This window comes from Paraburkholderia youngii (genome assembly GCF_013366925.1).
GTDB lineage: Bacteria > Pseudomonadota > Gammaproteobacteria > Burkholderiales > Burkholderiaceae > Paraburkholderia > Paraburkholderia youngii.
This window is the reverse complement of the sequence record NZ_JAALDK010000001.1, coordinates 4608177-4624192: the sequence shown is the minus strand read 5'-3', so window position 1 is coordinate 4624192 and position 16016 is coordinate 4608177. Positions and strand designations below refer to the sequence as shown.

Here is a 16016-nt window from a genome sequence, read left to right as displayed (position 1 = left end):
AGCGCCTCTGGATTAGCCGATATTGTAAGTCCGCGCCCGCGGCGCTGCTGGGCGGCCGCCTTCATCGTCCGGACCATGCTGCGTACGACGCCGCCACGATCTTGCGCGTCGCGCTGTTCGGCGCGCTATCCGTTTCACGACCACGTATTCAACAAACCCGACCGCAACCCCATCGACACACTGACAAGCCGAGGAGACCCCGCCTTATGACGACGCCGCTGCTGGGCCAGATGATGGACGTGCCGCTCACCGTATCATCGTTGCTCGCGCATGCCGCACGCCATTTCGGCAGCACCGAAATCGTGTCGCGGCGCATCGAAGGCGACCTGCATCGCTACACGTACCGCGATTGCGAGAAGCGCGCGAAGCAACTCGCGCAGGCGCTCATCGCGCTCGGCGTCGAGCCGGGCGACCGGGTCGCGACGCTCGCGTGGAACGGCTACCGGCATCTCGAAGCGTATTACGGCACCACCGGCTTCGGCGCCGTGTGTCACACGATCAACCCGCGCCTTTTCCCCGAGCAGATCGCCTACATCATCAATCACGCCGACGATGCGTACGTGCTGTTCGACACGACGTTCGCGGCGCTGGTCGACACGCTCGCGCCGCAGTGCCCGCGCGTGCGCGGCTGGATCGCACTGTGCGATGAAGCGCATCGGCCGCCGATGCAAACATCGGTGCTGTGCTACGAAACGCTGATGGACGGGCAGGACGGCGGCTTCGACTGGCCCGCGCTCGACGAGCAACAGGCGTCGTACCTCTGCTATACGTCGGGCACGACCGGCAATCCGAAAGGCGCGCTGTATACGCATCGCTCGACGGTGCTGCACGCGTTCGGCGCGGCATTGCCCGACTCGATGAGCCTGTCGGCGCGCGACTCGGTGCTGCCGATCGTGCCGATGTTCCACGTCAACGCGTGGGGCCTCGCGCATGCCGGACCGCTGACCGGCGCGAAGCTCGTGTTCCCCGGCAAGGATCTCGACGGCAAGTCGCTGTACGAGCTGATGGAGAGCGAACGCGTCACGTGTTCGGCCGGCGTGCCGACCGTGTGGCTCGGTCTGCTGAACCACCTGCGCGAAACCGGCGCGAAGTTTTCGTCGCTCGAGCGCACGGTGATCGGCGGCTCCGCCTGTCCGCCCGCGATGCTGCGGGTGCTCGAGGACGACTACGGCGTGCAGGTGATCCATGCATGGGGCATGACGGAGATGTCGCCGCTCGGTACGTTGGCGAAGCTGAACTGGGAGCAGAGCCAGCGGCCGCTCGCCGAGCAGCGCAAGCTGCTCGAAAAGCAGGGCCATGTGATCTATGGCGTCGACATGAAGATCGTCGGCGAGGATGGCCGCGAACTGCCCTGGGACGGCGTCGCGTTCGGCGATCTGCACGTGCGCGGGCCGTGGGTCATCGACCGGTATTTCCGCAAGGAAGACTCGCCCCTCATTGACGGCTGGTTTCCGACCGGTGACGTCGCGACGATCGACCCCGACGGCTTCCTGCACATCACCGACCGCTCGAAGGACGTGATCAAGTCGGGCGGCGAATGGATCAGTTCGATCGAACTCGAGAACGTCGCGGTCGCGCATCCGGCGGTCGCGGAAGCCGCGTGCATCGCGTGCGCGCATCCGAAGTGGACCGAGCGGCCGCTGCTCCTCGTCGTCAAACGCGCGGGGCACGACGTCACGCGCGACGAACTGCTGGCGTTCTACGACGGCAAAGTGGCGAAGTGGTGGATTCCCGACGATGTCGTGTTCGTCGACGAACTGCCGCACACGGCGACCGGAAAGCTGCAGAAGCTGAAGCTGCGCGATCTGTTCCGCGACCACGTGCTGCCGTCCGCGCTCGAAGACAGCCGCAACTGTCCGCTGACCCCGAGGCCTAGGTGAAAACCCTACATTAGAATAAATTGAACGTTCGTGCTTTTTCAGTATATTCTGCCTGCTGACCCCCGGAACCGCCGCTTGAAAAAGTCTGACAATGAGCAGACGCGGTGACCCGGACAGGCGGCGCACCATGCGCCGCCTCAATGAATGCATGGATCGCACGGAGGCACGCAGATGGCAGTGGACTACACAACTCATGACGGCGTGGCCGTTCTCACGCTGAACAATCCTCCCGTCAATGGGCTCGGTCTGTCGACGCGGGCGGGGATCGTCGAAGGACTCGATCGCGCGCAGAACGACTCGGCCATCAAGGCCATCGTGCTGACGGGCGCGGGAAAGGCCTTCTCGGGCGGCGCCGACATCACCGAATTCAATACGCCGAAGGCGACCCAGGAACCGACGCTCGCGACCGTCATCAAGGCCGTCGAAGGCAGCGCGAAGCCGGTCGTCGCGGCGATTCACAGCGTCGCGATGGGTGGCGGCCTCGAGCTTGCGCTGGGCGCGCATTACCGCGTCGCCGCGGCCGGCGCGCAGATCGCGCTGCCCGAAGTGAAGCTCGGCATCCTGCCGGGCGCGGGCGGCACGCAGCGTCTGCCGCGCGCGATCGGTCTCGAAGCGTCGCTGAACATGATCGTGTCGGGCGCGCCGGTGCTGTCCGAAAAGCTCGCCGATTCGGGACTGTTCGACCAGGTCGTCGCGAATCCCGCCGAACTGTCCGAAGCCGCGCTCGCGTTCGCGCACAAAGTCGGCGCGCAAGCGGGCCCGCATCCGAAGGTGCGCGAGCGCAAGATCGAACATCCGAACGCGGCCGGTTTCATCCAGTTCGCGCGCAATAGCGTCGCGGCCATCGCGAAGAACTTCCCGGCGCCGCATAAGTGCATCGACGCGGTCGAAGCCGGCGTGAAGGACGGCTTCGACAAGGGCCTCGCATTCGAGCGCGAATGCTTCATTGCGCTCGTGCAGACGCCGGAGAGCCATGCGCTGCGTCACGCGTTCTTCGGCGAGCGCGCCGCGAGCAAGATTCCCGACGTGCCGTCCGATACGCCCGTGCGCGAGATCAATCAGGTGGCCGTGATCGGCGCCGGCACGATGGGCGGCGGCATCGCGATGAACTTCCTGAACGCGGGGATTCCGGTCACGCTGCTCGAAACGAAACAGGAAGCGCTCGACCGCGGTCTCGCGACGATCCGCAAGAACTACGAGGCGACCGTCCAGAAGGGCAAGCTGAAGCCCGAGGTGATGGAGCAGCGACTCGCGCTGCTGAGTCCGACGCTGTCCTACGACGACCTGAAGCACGCCGACATGATCGTCGAAGCCGTGTTCGAAGAGCTCGGCGTGAAGGAGCAGGTGTTCGGCCGGCTCGATGAAGTCGCGAAGCCGGGCGCGATCCTCGCGTCGAACACGTCGACGCTCGACGTCGACAAAATCGCCGCGTTCACGAAGCGTCCGCAGGATGTGGTCGGCATGCACTTTTTCAGCCCGGCCAACGTGATGAAGCTGCTCGAAGTCGTGCGCGGCAAAGAGACCGCGAAAGACGTGCTCGCCACCGTGATGAAGCTCGCGAAAAAGATCAGGAAGACCGCGGTGGTGTCGGGCGTGTGCGACGGCTTTATCGGCAACCGGATGATCGAGCAATACCTGCGTCAGGCGCTCTTCATGCTCGAAGAGGGCGCATTGCCCGCGCAGGTCGACAAGGCCATCGAGAAATTCGGCTTCGCGATGGGCCCGTTCCGCATGAGCGACCTCGCCGGCAACGACATCGGCTGGGCGATCCGCAAGCGCCGCTATATCGAGCATCCCGACATGCACTACTCGAAGATCGCCGACCGTCTGTGCGAGATGGGCCGCTTCGGCCAGAAGACCGGCGGCGGCTGGTACGACTACAAGGCGGGCGATCGCACCGCGTATCCGTCCGGCGTGGTCAACGAAATGATCGTCGAGTACTCGAAGGAAACCCACTCCGAGCGCCGCACGATCAGCGACGAGGAGATCGTCGAGCGTCTGGTGTTCGCGCTCGTCAACGAAGGCGCGAAGATTCTCGAAGAAGGCATCGCGTCGAAGGCGTCGGATATCGACATGGTTTATCTGACCGGCTACGGCTTCCCGCTATATCGCGGCGGCCCGATGCTGTACGCGGATACGGTCGGGCTGTACAACGTCGAGCGCGCGATTCGCCGCTATGCGGCGCGGCCGAACGGCGACGCGTGGAAGCTCGCGCCGAGCATCGCGAAGCTGGCCGCCGAAGGTCGCGGCTTCAACGGCTGAGCACGGCTCACTTCAGCAGACGAATCGAGCGCTGCGGGTGACGCCCGCAGCGGCTCGCATCAAACGACAGAGGCGGCGCGGTGATGCGTTTTTGAACGTACGGCAGGTAGCCGGCGCGCCACTTCGACATTGCAATTGGAGACACCCATGACTGACGCCGTAATCGTATCCACCGCCCGCACGGGCCTCGCCAAATCGTGGCGCGGCGGTTTCAACATGACGCACGGCGCGACGCTCGGCGGCCACGTGACGCAGGCCGCGGTCGAGCGCGCGAAGCTCGACCCGGCGCGCGTCGAGGACGTGATCATGGGTTGCGCGAATCCGGAAGGCGCGACGGGCGGCAACATCGCGCGTCAGATCGCATTGCGCGCCGGCCTGCCGGTCAGCGTGCCGGGCATGACCGTGAACCGTTTCTGCTCGTCGGGATTGCAGACGATCGCGCTCGCGTCGCAACGCGTGATCGCCGGTGAGGGCGACGTGTACGTCGCGGGTGGCGTCGAGTCGATCTCGTGCGTGCAGAACGAGATGAACCAACACATGATGACCGACGGTTGGCTCACCGAGCATAAGCCGGAAATCTACTGGTCGATGCTGCAGACCGCCGAGAACGTCGCGAAGCGCTACTCGATCTCGAAGGAGCGCCAGGACGAATACGGCGTGCGCTCGCAGCAGCGCGCGGCGGCCGCGCTCGAAGCCGGCAGGTTCAACGACGAGATCGTGCCGCTGACGGTGCTCGCCGGTGTCGCCGACAAGGCGAGCGGCCGTCTCTACACGAAGGAAGTGACCGTCAGCGGCGACGAAGGCATCCGCGCCGACACGACGCTCGAAGGCGTGTCGAAGATTCGCACCGCGCTGCCGGGCGGCGTGATCACCGCGGGCAACGCGAGCCAGTTTTCGGACGGCGCATCGGCTTGCGTCGTGATGAACGCGACGCTGGCCGAACGCGAAGGGCTGCAGCCGCTCGGCATTTTCCGCGGCTTCGCGGTGGCTGGCTGCGAGCCGGACGAAATGGGCATCGGCCCGGTGTTCGCGGTGCCGAAGCTGTTGCAGAAGGCCGGCCTCAAGGTCGAGGACATCGGCCTGTGGGAGCTGAACGAAGCGTTCGCGGTGCAGGTGCTCTATTGCGCGGACCAGCTCGGTATTCCGCACGACCGCCTGAACGTGAACGGCGGTGCGATCGCGGTGGGCCATCCGTATGGCGTATCGGGTGCGCGGCTCGTCGGCCATGCGCTGATCGAAGGCAAGCGGCGCGGCGTGAAGTTCGTCGTCGTGACGATGTGCATCGGCGGCGGGCAAGGCGCCGCGGGTCTGTTCGAGATCGCGTAAGTCGGGCGCGAACGCGCCTCAAGAAGACGGGCGCCGCGGTTCGACGAGGGACAATGTTGGACCCGCGGCGCCTTCTTTTTGTCCGCCGTCCTCGTGTCTACTGCGACGCCATGCCCGGCAGCGTCAACATGCCCTGATCGGTGAAGCGTGTCGTGCCGGTCAGGCCGCCCGCGAGCTTGCCTTGCAGCCGGTACGGAACCTGCCCGGACTGCGCGACGCCCGCAAGCCCGAGCGCCTGGCGAACCGCGGCGAACGCGGGCACGGTCAGCGGCACGCTGACGACGGTTTCGCCGAAGCGCGGCACGGTGCCGCTCTGGTCGCTGACACCGCTCGCGAACGGCTTGCCGTTCAGTTCGAGATCGACCGCGATGCCGTTGAAGCTCACCGCGGAATCGTTCGGGTTCTGCACGCGCAGCTTCAGGTTGAAGCGCATCTCGAGGCCTTCGCCGGCCAGAGGCTCGATGCCGGCGACATTGACGCGCAACGCATCGCCGCCGAGCAGGCCGGCGCATGCGCCAAGCGTCAGCGTGATCGCGCAGGCGAGGTGGAAATAGCGTAAGAAGGTGGCGAAACGGCTGAAACGCCGCGTGCGTGGGAAGGACATGACCGGCACCTCGAAGCAGGAAGCGGTTGGTCACGCATTCTAACTGGCGGCGAGGCGTCGATTTTGGCGATCGAGTCGGAGTTCAGGTAATACGCCGCCACGATCTCGCGACGACATTAGCGAGTCGCCGGACGGCTCGACGCAGGAGTTCGCGAAGTTCCGCTGCATTGCGTCATGCCTGGGACCGTGTTTTCGAACACCGGGCGCTTCGATCGTTTCATCCGCCTGAGTTGCCCGAGCGCGGAGCTCGATCTGGTCGATGAAGCGGTGCGCCGCTCGGGGCGGTTGGCGACGCGCATGACGGAGCGCAATGAGGCGGATGGAGCGAGGCGATAGCCGGTAGAATTTCCCATTTAGCGCCAATGCGTACACCTCGCGGAGTGCCGGGACGCGGCGAATCGATTTCCGAGGTTGCCGGCCACGAACTCCAGACACCGCCATGACCGACCCCACCACATCCGCCACAACAGGCAACCCATCGTTGCCGGAAAGCCCCTTCATCGACCGTCTCGGCGCGCAGTTGCTGCGCGCCGCCGATGGCGTCAGCGAAGTCGTGCTGCCGTTGCAACCCGATCATATGAACACATGGGACGTCGCGCACGGCGGGGTCACGATGACGCTCGCCGACGTCGCGCTCGCGATGGCCGCGCGCAGTCTCGCGGGCGACGGCGTCGGCGTCGTCACCGTCGAGATGAAGGTCAACTTCATGCAGCCGGGGCGCGGCGAGTTGCGCGCGACCGGCCGCGTGCTGCATCGCTCGACCACGATGGCCTATTGCGAAGGCGAGATCCGCGACAGCGAAGGTCACTTCGTCGCCAAAGCGCTCGGCACCTTCAAGTACATGCGCCGCCTCGCGGTGGGCCGCGACGTCAGGCGTCAGCGTCTGCGCAGCGACCCGGCGGCCAGGCCCGGTCCGAGCGACTGAGCCCTCATCGCAGTCAACTTCCGACCTGGATTCGACGAATGCAGGTCAATTCCCGACAACCCAAGGAGACGACTTCATGGCCCAGATCAATCGCCAGGTGCTGCTGATTTCGCGCCCGCACGGCGAAGCCACGCCCGAAAACTTCAAGCTCGTCGAAACGCCGCTGGCGCCGCTCGCCGACGGCGAAGTACGAGTGCGCAACCATTATCTGTCGCTCGATCCGTATATGCGCGGACGCATGAACGACAGCAAGTCGTACGCGCCGCCGCAGCCGCTGAACGAGGTGATGATCGGCGGCACGGTCGGCGAGGTCGTCGAGACGAGGAATCCGAAGTTCGCGGTCGGCGACAAGGTCGTCGCGATGTTCGGCTGGCAGGAGTACGGCACCTCGAACGGCGCGGGCATGCAGAAGGTCGACGACACGCACGTGCCGCTGTCCGCGTATCTCGGCCCGGTCGGCATGCCGGGCGTCACCGCGTGGTACGGGCTGAACCGCATCATCGCGCCGAAGGCGGGCGAGACGGTGGTCGTCAGTGCGGCGAGCGGCGCGGTGGGCAGCGTGGTCGGCCAGCTCGCGAAGGTGGCCGGCGCGCGCGCGGTCGGCATCGCGGGCGGCGCGGACAAGTGCCGCTACGTGGTCGACACGCTCGGCTTCGACGCCTGCGTCGACTACAAGGGCGGCAACCTGTACCAGGACCTGAAAGCCGCGACGCCCGATGGTGTGGACGGCTGCTTCGAGAACGTCGGCGGCGAGGGGCTCGACGCGACGCTCGCGCGCATGAACGCGTTCGGGCGCATCGCGCTGTGCGGCTTCATCGCGGGCTATGACGGCCAGCCGCTGCCGCTCAGGCATCCGTCGCTGATGCTGACGCAGCGGCTGCTCGTGCAGGGCTTCATCGTCAGCGAACATATGGATGTGTGGCCGGAGGCGCTCAAGCAGCTCGGCACGCTCGTCGCGCAGAAGAAGCTGCACTATCGCGAGACGATCGCGCAAGGGCTCGAAGCCGCGCCCGAGGCATTCATCGGCTTGCTGAAGGGCCGCAACTTCGGCAAGCAACTGGTCAAGCTGATCTGAGCACGACGTCGTCATGCATCGGCCAGCCGCCACTCAAACAGGGAGTCACTAGATGTTCGAATTCGCAGGCAAGGTGGCGGTGATCACCGGCGCGGGCAGCGGCTTCGGCCGCGCGTTCGCGCACAAGGGCGCGGCGCTCGGCATGAAGCTCGTGCTCGCCGACGTCAACGCCGAGCAGCTCGCGCAGACCGTCGACGCATTGCGCGAAGGCGGCGCCGAAGCGATCGCCGTGCCGACCGACGTATCGAGCGCCACGCAGGTCGAGGCGCTAGCGCGAGCCGCGCTCGCCGCGTTCGGCAAGGTCCACCTGCTGTTCAACAACGCGGGCGTCGGCACCGGCGGCTTCCTGTGGGAAAGCTCGGCCAACGACTGGTCGTGGGTGTTCGGCGTCAACGTGATGGGCGTCGCGCACGGCGTGCGCGTGTTCGCGCCGCTCATGCTCGCGCAGAACGAGCCCGCGCATATCGTCAACACGGCGTCGGTCGCGGGGCTGCTGGCGCCACCGGCGATGGGCATCTACAACGCGTCCAAGCATGCGGTGGTGGCGCTGACCGAGACGCTGTATCACGACCTGAAGCTCGCGCAGGCCGGCACGGGCGGCGAGGTCGGCTGTTCGCTGCTGTGTCCCGCCTTCGTGCCGACCGGCATCGCGGACGCCGAGCGCGCGCGTCCGGACGAACTGCGCAACGCAAGCCGGCCGACGCGCTCGCAGATCGCTGCAGCCAAGCAGTTGCAGCGTGCGGTGCAGTCGGGCAAGCTCAGCGCCGACGATGTCGCCGACATTGCGTTCGAGGCGATCGCCGCGCGGCGTTTCTATATCATCACGCACCCGGGCATCATGGCGACCGTCAAGCTGCGTCACGAGGATATCGAACAGTTGCGCGAGCCGTCCGATCCGATGTCGCTGAAACCCGAGGTGAAGAACGCGGAGTAGCGGCCGGCTGCGTGGCCGCTGCGCCGGGTCCTCACAACAATTGGCGCACCGCGCGCCGCGCTGCGCTGTGCGCATCACGTTGCTGAAACCATGCCGCTGAATCCAACGATCGAGCAGGTGCTCGACATGATCGCGCGGGCCAAACGCCCGCAGTATCACCAGATGAGCGCGCAAGCGGCGCGCGCGTCGTACGAGAAAAGCGCGCCGATCCTCGAGATCCCGAGCGCGCCGATGTTTTCCGTCGAAGACCTGCGGGTGCCGACGCGCGACGGCGCGACGATCCGCGCGCGCCTGTACTTCCCGGTCGAGCCGAACTGGGCCGAGCCGCTGCCGGCGTTCGTGTACTACCACGGCGGCGGCTTCACGGTCGGCAGCGTCGACACGCACGATGCGCTGTGCCGGATGTTCGCGCGCGACGGCCAGTGCGCGGTGCTATCGGTCGATTACCGGCTCGCGCCCGAGCACAAGTTTCCGACCGCGGTCGACGATGCCTTCGATGCCCTTAGCTGGCTGCACGCGCACGCGGCCGAGTTCGGCATCGACGACACCCGGCTCGCGCTCGGCGGCGATAGCGCGGGCGGCACGCTCGCGACGGTCTGCGCAGTGCTTGCGCGTGATGCCGGGATCGCGCTCGCGCTGCAATTGCTGATCTACCCGGGGACAACCGGCCATCAGCAGACCGACTCGCACTCGCGCCTCGCCGACGGCTTCCTGCTGTCGGGCGACACGATCCAGTGGTTTTTCGAGCACTACCTGCGCGATAGCGGTGATCGTGACGACTGGCGTTTCGCGCCGCTCGACGGCGAGCGCGGCGCGCCGGATTTTCGCGGCGTCGCGCCCGCGTGGATCGCGACCGCCGAATACGATCCGCTCAGCGACGAGGGCGATGCGTATGCGGAAAAACTACGCGCGCTCGGCAATCCGGTAACGCTCAAGCGCTACGCCGGCATGATCCACGAGTTCTTCAAGATGGGCGGCTTCGTGCCCGAAGTCGGACAGGCGCATGCGGATGCCGCGGCGGCGTTGCGCGCGGCATTCGGCATCGGGTGAGGGTAGTCGTCGCGAAGCGGTGAGCGGCCGGCGGCGAATGCGCCGGCGAGGCGCCGATCAAACGATCACGCCACGCTCATCCGGTCGCGCTCGACGTTGAACGCGAAGCTGCGCTCGAAATCGCCGGGCCTCACGATGCGGTGCGAGCCGTTGTCGTCGCTGCGCTCGGCGACCGCGACGCCGATCACGTCGCCATAGGCGGCGACGCGCAGCGCGGTGGTGCTGCGCGTGCCGTATTCCGGCGATTCGATGAATGCCGCCGACAGCACGCGCTCGCGTTCGAGCGGAATACCGGTCGACGGCAATTCGTCGTCGCGCGCGAGCCGCGGATCGCGCATCAGGTCGATCAGGCGTTCGAGCGGCGGCATTGCATTGCGCGCGAGTAGCGTGCCGAGCTCGCCGCGCTTTCTGACCAGCTTCGGCCACGCGGTGTCGAGCACCGCGTTCGAGATGCCGTGCGTGCCGGGCGCGAGCAGCGCGGGGCCACTATTTGCGTCGACGGCGCCGCGATTGCAGTACCACGCGAGCTCACGGCGCGTCCAGTCGCCGACCAACAGGTTGAAGCCGTTGTAGATGTCGCCGCTTTGCGCGACGTGCTCCAGATAGGCGAGCGGCGTTTCGTGCGGATGGCCGTCGGTGTCGCGCGCGGCGCTCGTGAGCCAATTGCTGACGAGCGTGCCGCGGGTCGGCGCATCGGCGCGCATTTCGCCCGGCGCGCGGTAATTGGTCAGCGCGGCGAAGCGGCCGTCGCGCGACAGCCCGAGCCACGTGCCGCCGCCCACGAGATCGCGGCCCGCCAGCACGCCCGGCGCGTCGCGCCACCAGCCGATCGGCTCGGCCGTGCGGCGGAAGAACTCATCGCGATTCGCGGCGAGCGTGAACAGCGGACCATCGACCGCATCGGGTCGCCAGTCGAAAACGATCAGGCACATCGGGGAGCATCTCCCGTTCAGAGCGTGGGGCGGCCGCCTGATGCCGCAAAGGCAGACGGCAAAGAAAGCGACAAAAATCAGACGAGAATAAAGCAGCCAATAAAAAACGGCGCCCGATTGCGCCGCTTCTTACCTGCCCAACGATCAGACCTCGGCCGGCAGCCCGTAGGGCAGCGCCAGGAAGCGCAGCGCGGGGCCGTCGGCCGCGCCGACATGCACGCTGCCGCTGTCGAGCGCCGTGAGCTTGATCTCGACCAGCAGATCGACGCCGCCGCCTTGTGCCGATGCCGCGTTGACGATCATCCCGCACGGCTGGCCAGGATCGTCCGAGTGGAACAGCTCGGCGCCGGGGCGCACCGTATCAAGCTCGCCGGCGACGTTGGCGAGCGACGTGCGCCGCTTGATCGTGCCGCGATACTGGCTGCGCGCGACCACTTCCTGACCCGGATAGCAGCCTTTGCGGAAATTGACTGCGCCGAGCACGTCGAAGTTGACCATTTGCGGCACGAACTGCTCGACGACCGGCTGCGTGATGCGCGGCTCGCCCGCGCGGATGTCGAGCCAGTCCCAAACGGCCGGCGACACGCGCTTCAACTTGCCGTCCAGCGACGGCAGCAGCGCTTCGACCTGCGCCTTCGGTCCGATCCACAGATAGCGCAGCCGCTCCAGGGCGTCCGGCACGCGGATCAGCGTGCCCGCGGTGCCGTCGACCTGCACGTGCACACCGTCGGGCAGCGCGTCGAAAACGCCCGACAGCGCGCCGCGCACGTCGCCCGCGAGGCCGACCACCGCGAGCTCGCCGCTCGCGTCCACGAGCCTGGCTTTTGCGCGCAGCACGAACATCGACAGGCGCTTTTGCACGGCGGCCTGCACGTCTTTCGATACCAGCAGGCGGATCGTGTCGCCGCTGCGCCAGCTGAGGAACGATGCGAGCAGCCGGCCCTTGGCCGAGCAGTAGCCGGCGAGGCGCGCGTTCGCGGCATCGAGATGCTGGACGTCGTTGGTCAACTGGGCGTGCAGGAAGCTGGCCGCGTCGTCGCCGGTCGTGTCGATCACGCCGAACTGCGACAGCGGCATGTACGCGCCATGCTCCAGCACGGCGGCGAATTCTTCGGCCGACGGGCGCGGCAGGATGGGCAGGGCGGCGGCGGGCGCCGCCGCGGTGGGAGCGAGACCGGAAGCGTTAGCTGGGGCGTTCACGAGCGGTGTGTTCATGGATTCCGTCAATTCTGACTTTGGCTAAGGCAAACACCCATTATATTCAGTCCAAGTCCGTCACGTTTCGCACGTCCTTGGCGAATGAAGGCTTTGCGAGCGCCTTACACAGCGCGACCCGAGGTGGCCTAGGCCAAGCCGCTGAGCAAGGCGGATGAGCCATGGTTATTCCGAGGGTGGCTTGGCGGGCGTCCAGTCAACGGCGTGGTGGAGCGTAATCTGCAGCCGACTGTGCAGTTCCGGATGGACCGACGCCTGGTTGAGCACGGCCATGCCACCAATCTGACGCAAGGTTTCGTCCGTGATCGGCGCACCGCAATCTTCAGAACCCAGTGGCACAGTCATTGCCATTCTCCGCGCAATCTGCCGATTTAGGGCCCCCTCGACTTCGTCGCGCGACACGGTACATACCTGTATCTGCTGGACATCCTCGCTATAAAAGATCACGGTGGCACGCTGGCGCTTTGTCATCTCAGAAACCTCTGCAGCTCTGGTAATTTTGGAATGCCGTCTGCTGGAGAGGCGGATGCTCTACTGTCATTCCGAGGGCGGTTTGGCGGGTGCCCAATCCATCGGTTGCTCAGTCGTGATTTTCAGACGTTCGCGCAATTCGGGATGCGAGATTGCCTGAATCAGAATGGCCATCGCTCCCAGCTTCCGTGCGTCTTCGTCGGTAACTGGCAATATTGAATTTTCCGCAGCATCCGGTGGGATAGTGATTGCCAGCGCTCGATCGATTGCCGCTTGCACGTGAACCCGTGAAACTGTGCACATCTTTAACTGCTGCGTATCGGCATCGTAAAAAATGACGCTAGCCCGATCTGATTTAGTCATCTCAATATCCCCTGCATGCCTGGAATTTGTCGAAAGCTCGCTGTGTGCAGAGCGCATAGCTGCGTGGATCTCGATACAAGGCTCGGGCTACCTGACATTGGGCCATGTCTGAATGGTAGTCCGCGAAACACTCAGCCTCATCCGTCTCACTGACGCCACGCGCCGCCAGTTCCTGCACATCGCCGAACTGCGGATCCTCCGGGTATTGAAACGGCCGCGCATCGCCGAGCGGGGTCGATACTGGCGTGGCGATGGTTCCGTCTGGCAAGACGTCGCCTGGGCGGGCGTGCCAGATCGCGAGGTCATCGTCGGCCGCCAGCCGCGGTAATTTGGGGCGCTCGAATGCGCGCTCGGCACGCACTGCCGGCAGCACCCGCCGGAATAGCTGCGACGGCGTGACGGTCGGATAATACGGACGGATCTCCTGTTGGATAGGCGTGCCGCCTACGCTCGGGACGTGCGGCTTCGGGGCCACCGCAATCACCTCGCCGCGCTCGACGGCGGCTCGTAGGGTCCGGGCGAGTTGATCCGGTGCCGTGCCGCTCGCAGATGCGCCGCCGCGCACATTGCGCATGAACTCGACGAGCCGGGGTAGCTGGCGCGTGTCGTGCGTAAGCTCCCAGGCGCTTGCCGAGGTAATGAGCTTACGTCCGTTACGCGCCTCGTCGCTGAGTGCGTTGCCGCGATATTCCTGCCGCGTGTGGAGTGTGCAGCTCCGGTGGATGCCGACTTTGAAGTCGATCGCCATGCGTCTCCTCTGTCATGTCAAATCAGCCGGGATGCCCTATGGCCGGGACCCGATCATGCTTTGGGAAAAAACAAGTTCGAAGCGAGCGCTATTGTTGTCGTATGGCCTTGGCGGCTACAACGACGCAGGCGATATGCAGAATCGAGAGGGACGCATGGACCGGTGTACTTCGCGCCTGCCGCGGGGTGACGGCGCCGTCCAGGGTGCGGTTGAAGCGTGGTTCAAGACTGTCAACAACGGTCAAAGGCGGAAGAGGCCGAAAGTCGTTTGTCGCGAACTGTCCGACCCGGGCGACGTCTGACCCATGTTGTGGCCGCGTAGACCCGCGTAGCATCGGACCGACGCCTGTGGATTTCATGTTGACGTCTCTGGCTTGTGACCATCTTGTGCCCGCATCTATACAATACAGGGCGCAAAACGCCGAAAGGGCTGCCAGGCGGCACCGCCACCGTGTTGACCGACGCAAGACTTTCCCGTTAAAAATCAGTTCGTTGCCATCTAAACGCTAATGCTTTCCTGTCGTGTCCTTTCTTAAGAAATGTTTCGCAGCCGGCGCGCTCGTCGTTGTGCTGGCCGCGGCGGCCATCGCCGCTGGATACTTCTGGGCCACCCGCCCGCTCGAATTGACCCCGGCGCAACTCGACGTCACCGTCAAACCGCACAGCAGCCTGCGCAGCGTCGCGCTGCAGCTCAATCGCGGCGGTGTGCCGGTCGAACCCGAGCTGTTCATCGCGATGACGCGGCTGCTCGGCCTGCAAAGCGACCTGAAGTCCGGCAACTATGAGTTCAAGAGCGGCATCACCCCCTACGAGGTGCTGCAGAAAATCGCCCGCGGCGACGTCAACGAATACGTGGCGACGATCATCGAAGGCTGGACCTTCAAGCGCATGCGCGCCGAGCTCGACGCGAATCCCGCGCTGAAACACGACACGCTCGGCATGAGCGACGCCGATCTGATGAGCGCAATCGGCGCGCCCGAGGCGTCGATCGGCAACGGCGAAGGGCTGTTCTTCCCGGATACCTACCTGTTCGACAAGGACACGAGCGACCTCGACATCTACCGCCGCGCGTACCGGCTGATGCGCGTGCGTCTGGACGAAGCGTGGCTCGCGCGCGCGCCGAACCTGCCGTACAAGACGCCGTACGACGCTCTGACGATGGCGTCGATCATCGAAAAGGAAACCGGCAAGGCGTCCGACCGGGCGCTCGTCGCCGCCGTGTTCGCCAACCGTCTGCGCGCGGGCATGCCGCTACAGACCGACCCGACGGTGATCTACGGGATGGGCGAAAGCTACGCTGGCCGCATCAGGAAGAAAGACCTGCAGACCGACACTCCCTACAATACCTACACCCGGATGGGCCTACCGCCGACGCCGATCTCGCTGCCGAGCGTCGCGTCGCTGCAGGCGGCGATGAACCCGGCGCCGAGCAGCGCGCTGTACTTCGTGTCGCGCGGCGACGGCAGCAGCATCTTTTCTGACACCCTCGGCGAACACAACAAGGCCGTGGACAAATACATTCGAGGGCAATGATGGCGCGCGGCAAATTCATAACGTTTGAAGGCATCGACGGCGCGGGCAAGACTACCCATCTGGGCTGGTTCCGCGAACGCCTCGAGGCGAAGCTCGCGCCGAGCGGCCGCTCGGTGGTCATGACGCGCGAGCCCGGCGGCACGCCGCTCGGCGAGCAGATCCGCGAGATCGTGCTGCATCAGAAGATGGACCTCGAAACCGAGGCGTTGTTGATGTTCGCGCTGCGCCGCCAGCATCTGGCCGAGGTGATCGAGCCGGCGCTCACGCGCGGCGACTGGGTGCTGTCCGACCGTTTCACCGACGCCACCTTCGCGTACCAGGGCGGCGGCCGCGGCCTACCGCGCGACAAGCTGGAGACGCTCGAGCGCTGGGTGCAGGGTGGTTTCCAGCCGGATTTGACCGTGCTGTTCGACCTGCCGCCCGCCGTCGCCAACGAGCGGCGCAGCGCGGCGCGCAACCCGGATCGTTTCGAGAGCGAGTCGGCGGCGTTTTTCGAGCGCACGCGCGCCGAATACATGCGCCGCGCCGAAGAAGCGCCGCATCGATTCGCTATCATCGACTCTTCGCAGAGCATCGTGCGAATTCAGAAACAGCTTGAAGAGTTGATCGCAACTCTTTGATTTCAAGAGGATATAATCGGTTCTTATAACCACGTGTCAAGTTGATTCACCACCTGAAGTAATGCGTGCAACCAATTGA

15 protein-coding genes and 1 pseudogene are annotated in these 16016 nt (G+C 65.5%); 10 read left to right on the top strand and 6 right to left on the bottom strand.

Annotated features, from left to right (window positions below; translation table 11 throughout):
• The first annotated feature begins 206 nt into the window (after positions 1-206).
• The 3 genes from G5S42_RS21185 (at position 207) to G5S42_RS21175 (ending at position 5468) form a co-directional block, all read left to right on the top strand.
• On the top strand, positions 207-1880 hold the full coding sequence (locus G5S42_RS21185; RefSeq protein WP_176108591.1) for a 3-(methylthio)propionyl-CoA ligase: 1674 nt from the start codon (positions 207-209) through the stop codon (positions 1878-1880).
• A 171-nt stretch (positions 1881-2051) separates the two neighbouring features.
• Entirely contained in the window at positions 2052-4142 is a 2091-nt protein-coding gene (locus G5S42_RS21180; RefSeq protein WP_176108590.1) for a 3-hydroxyacyl-CoA dehydrogenase NAD-binding domain-containing protein, read from the top strand.
• Between the two features lie 147 nt (positions 4143-4289).
• Positions 4290-5468, top strand: a complete 1179-nt coding sequence (locus G5S42_RS21175; protein ID WP_176108589.1) for an acetyl-CoA C-acyltransferase — start codon at positions 4290-4292, stop codon at positions 5466-5468.
• Positions 5469-5565: 97 nt separating this feature from the next.
• Here G5S42_RS21175 and G5S42_RS21170 read toward each other — a convergent pair whose 3' ends face one another.
• Positions 5566-6072: an LEA/WHy family protein gene (locus tag G5S42_RS21170; protein ID WP_176108588.1), complete on the bottom strand. Its 507-nt coding sequence runs from the start codon at positions 6070-6072 to the stop codon at positions 5566-5568.
• A gap of 171 nt (positions 6073-6243) precedes the next feature.
• On the opposite strand from G5S42_RS21170, the pseudogene G5S42_RS44370 reads away from it, so the two are divergent.
• The 5 genes and pseudogenes from G5S42_RS44370 to G5S42_RS21150 form a co-directional block, all read left to right on the top strand.
• Positions 6244-6408, top strand: a pseudogene (locus G5S42_RS44370) (PLP-dependent aminotransferase family protein); the annotation flags it as partial.
• 103 nt (positions 6409-6511) lie between these two features.
• Positions 6512-6997 (top strand): PaaI family thioesterase, encoded by a 486-nt coding sequence (locus tag G5S42_RS21165; RefSeq protein ID WP_176108587.1) that lies wholly within the window; start codon positions 6512-6514, stop codon positions 6995-6997.
• Between the two features lie 76 nt (positions 6998-7073).
• Positions 7074-8072, top strand: coding sequence for an NADP-dependent oxidoreductase (locus tag G5S42_RS21160; protein WP_176108586.1), 999 nt, complete (start codon positions 7074-7076; stop codon positions 8070-8072).
• 52 nt (positions 8073-8124) lie between these two features.
• Positions 8125-9006 carry an SDR family oxidoreductase gene (locus G5S42_RS21155; protein ID WP_176108585.1) on the top strand — a complete coding sequence of 294 codons (882 nt, stop codon included), beginning with the start codon at positions 8125-8127 and terminating at the stop codon, positions 9004-9006.
• Between the two features lie 90 nt (positions 9007-9096).
• Positions 9097-10056, top strand: coding sequence for an alpha/beta hydrolase (locus G5S42_RS21150; protein ID WP_176108584.1), 960 nt, complete (start codon positions 9097-9099; stop codon positions 10054-10056).
• A 65-nt stretch (positions 10057-10121) separates the two neighbouring features.
• On the opposite strand, the gene G5S42_RS21145 is transcribed toward G5S42_RS21150, so the two are convergent.
• The 5 genes from G5S42_RS21145 to G5S42_RS21125 all read right to left on the bottom strand — a co-directional run bounded on the left by G5S42_RS21145 (position 10122) and on the right by G5S42_RS21125 (position 13785).
• A complete protein-coding gene (locus tag G5S42_RS21145; RefSeq protein ID WP_176108583.1) occupies positions 10122-10988 on the bottom strand; it encodes an NRDE family protein in 867 nt (288 codons plus the stop codon).
• 144 nt (positions 10989-11132) lie between these two features.
• Positions 11133-12203: a CAF17-like 4Fe-4S cluster assembly/insertion protein YgfZ gene (gene ygfZ / locus G5S42_RS21140; RefSeq protein WP_176108582.1), complete on the bottom strand. Its 1071-nt coding sequence runs from the start codon at positions 12201-12203 to the stop codon at positions 11133-11135.
• Positions 12204-12368: 165 nt separating this feature from the next.
• On the bottom strand, positions 12369-12674 hold the full coding sequence (locus tag G5S42_RS21135; protein WP_176108581.1) for a hypothetical protein: 306 nt from the start codon (positions 12672-12674) through the stop codon (positions 12369-12371).
• Between the two features lie 66 nt (positions 12675-12740).
• Positions 12741-13037 carry a hypothetical protein gene (locus G5S42_RS21130; protein ID WP_176108580.1) on the bottom strand — a complete coding sequence of 99 codons (297 nt, stop codon included), beginning with the start codon at positions 13035-13037 and terminating at the stop codon, positions 12741-12743.
• 1 nt (position 13038) lies between these two features.
• Positions 13039-13785 (bottom strand): hypothetical protein, encoded by a 747-nt coding sequence (locus G5S42_RS21125; protein WP_176108579.1) that lies wholly within the window; start codon positions 13783-13785, stop codon positions 13039-13041.
• A gap of 521 nt (positions 13786-14306) precedes the next feature.
• Between G5S42_RS21125 and mltG the strand changes: the two genes are divergently transcribed.
• Positions 14307-15317, top strand: a complete 1011-nt coding sequence (gene mltG / locus G5S42_RS21120) for an endolytic transglycosylase MltG (protein WP_176108578.1) — start codon at positions 14307-14309, stop codon at positions 15315-15317.
• Positions 15317-15937, top strand: coding sequence for a dTMP kinase (gene tmk / locus G5S42_RS21115; RefSeq protein ID WP_176108577.1), 621 nt, complete (start codon positions 15317-15319; stop codon positions 15935-15937). Before mltG ends, tmk begins: the two co-directional genes overlap by 1 nt.
• Positions 15938-16016: the final 79 nt, after the last annotated feature.

Bases quoted from the DNA above. Each gene is read 5' to 3' on its own strand.
- G5S42_RS21170 (WP_176108588.1), bottom strand. From the start codon at position 6,072: ATGTCCTTCCCACGCACGCGGCGTTTCAGCCGTTTCGCCACCTTCTTA.
- G5S42_RS21155 (WP_176108585.1), top strand. From the start codon at position 8,125: ATGTTCGAATTCGCAGGCAAGGTGGCGGTGATCACCGGCGCGGGCAGC.
- G5S42_RS21175 (WP_176108589.1), top strand. From the start codon at position 4,290: ATGACTGACGCCGTAATCGTATCCACCGCCCGCACGGGCCTCGCCAAA.
- G5S42_RS21145 (WP_176108583.1), bottom strand. From the start codon at position 10,988: ATGTGCCTGATCGTTTTCGACTGGCGACCCGATGCGGTCGATGGTCCG.
- G5S42_RS21165 (WP_176108587.1), top strand. From the start codon at position 6,512: ATGACCGACCCCACCACATCCGCCACAACAGGCAACCCATCGTTGCCG.
- G5S42_RS21130 (WP_176108580.1), bottom strand. From the start codon at position 13,037: ATGACTAAATCAGATCGGGCTAGCGTCATTTTTTACGATGCCGATACG.
- G5S42_RS21125 (WP_176108579.1), bottom strand. From the start codon at position 13,785: ATGGCGATCGACTTCAAAGTCGGCATCCACCGGAGCTGCACACTCCAC.
- G5S42_RS21180 (WP_176108590.1), top strand. From the start codon at position 2,052: ATGGCAGTGGACTACACAACTCATGACGGCGTGGCCGTTCTCACGCTG.
- G5S42_RS21135 (WP_176108581.1), bottom strand. From the start codon at position 12,674: ATGACAAAGCGCCAGCGTGCCACCGTGATCTTTTATAGCGAGGATGTC.
- tmk (WP_176108577.1), top strand. From the start codon at position 15,317: ATGGCGCGCGGCAAATTCATAACGTTTGAAGGCATCGACGGCGCGGGC.
- G5S42_RS21185 (WP_176108591.1), top strand. From the start codon at position 207: ATGACGACGCCGCTGCTGGGCCAGATGATGGACGTGCCGCTCACCGTA.
- G5S42_RS21160 (WP_176108586.1), top strand. From the start codon at position 7,074: ATGGCCCAGATCAATCGCCAGGTGCTGCTGATTTCGCGCCCGCACGGC.
- ygfZ (WP_176108582.1), bottom strand. From the start codon at position 12,203: ATGAACACACCGCTCGTGAACGCCCCAGCTAACGCTTCCGGTCTCGCT.
- G5S42_RS21150 (WP_176108584.1), top strand. From the start codon at position 9,097: ATGCCGCTGAATCCAACGATCGAGCAGGTGCTCGACATGATCGCGCGG.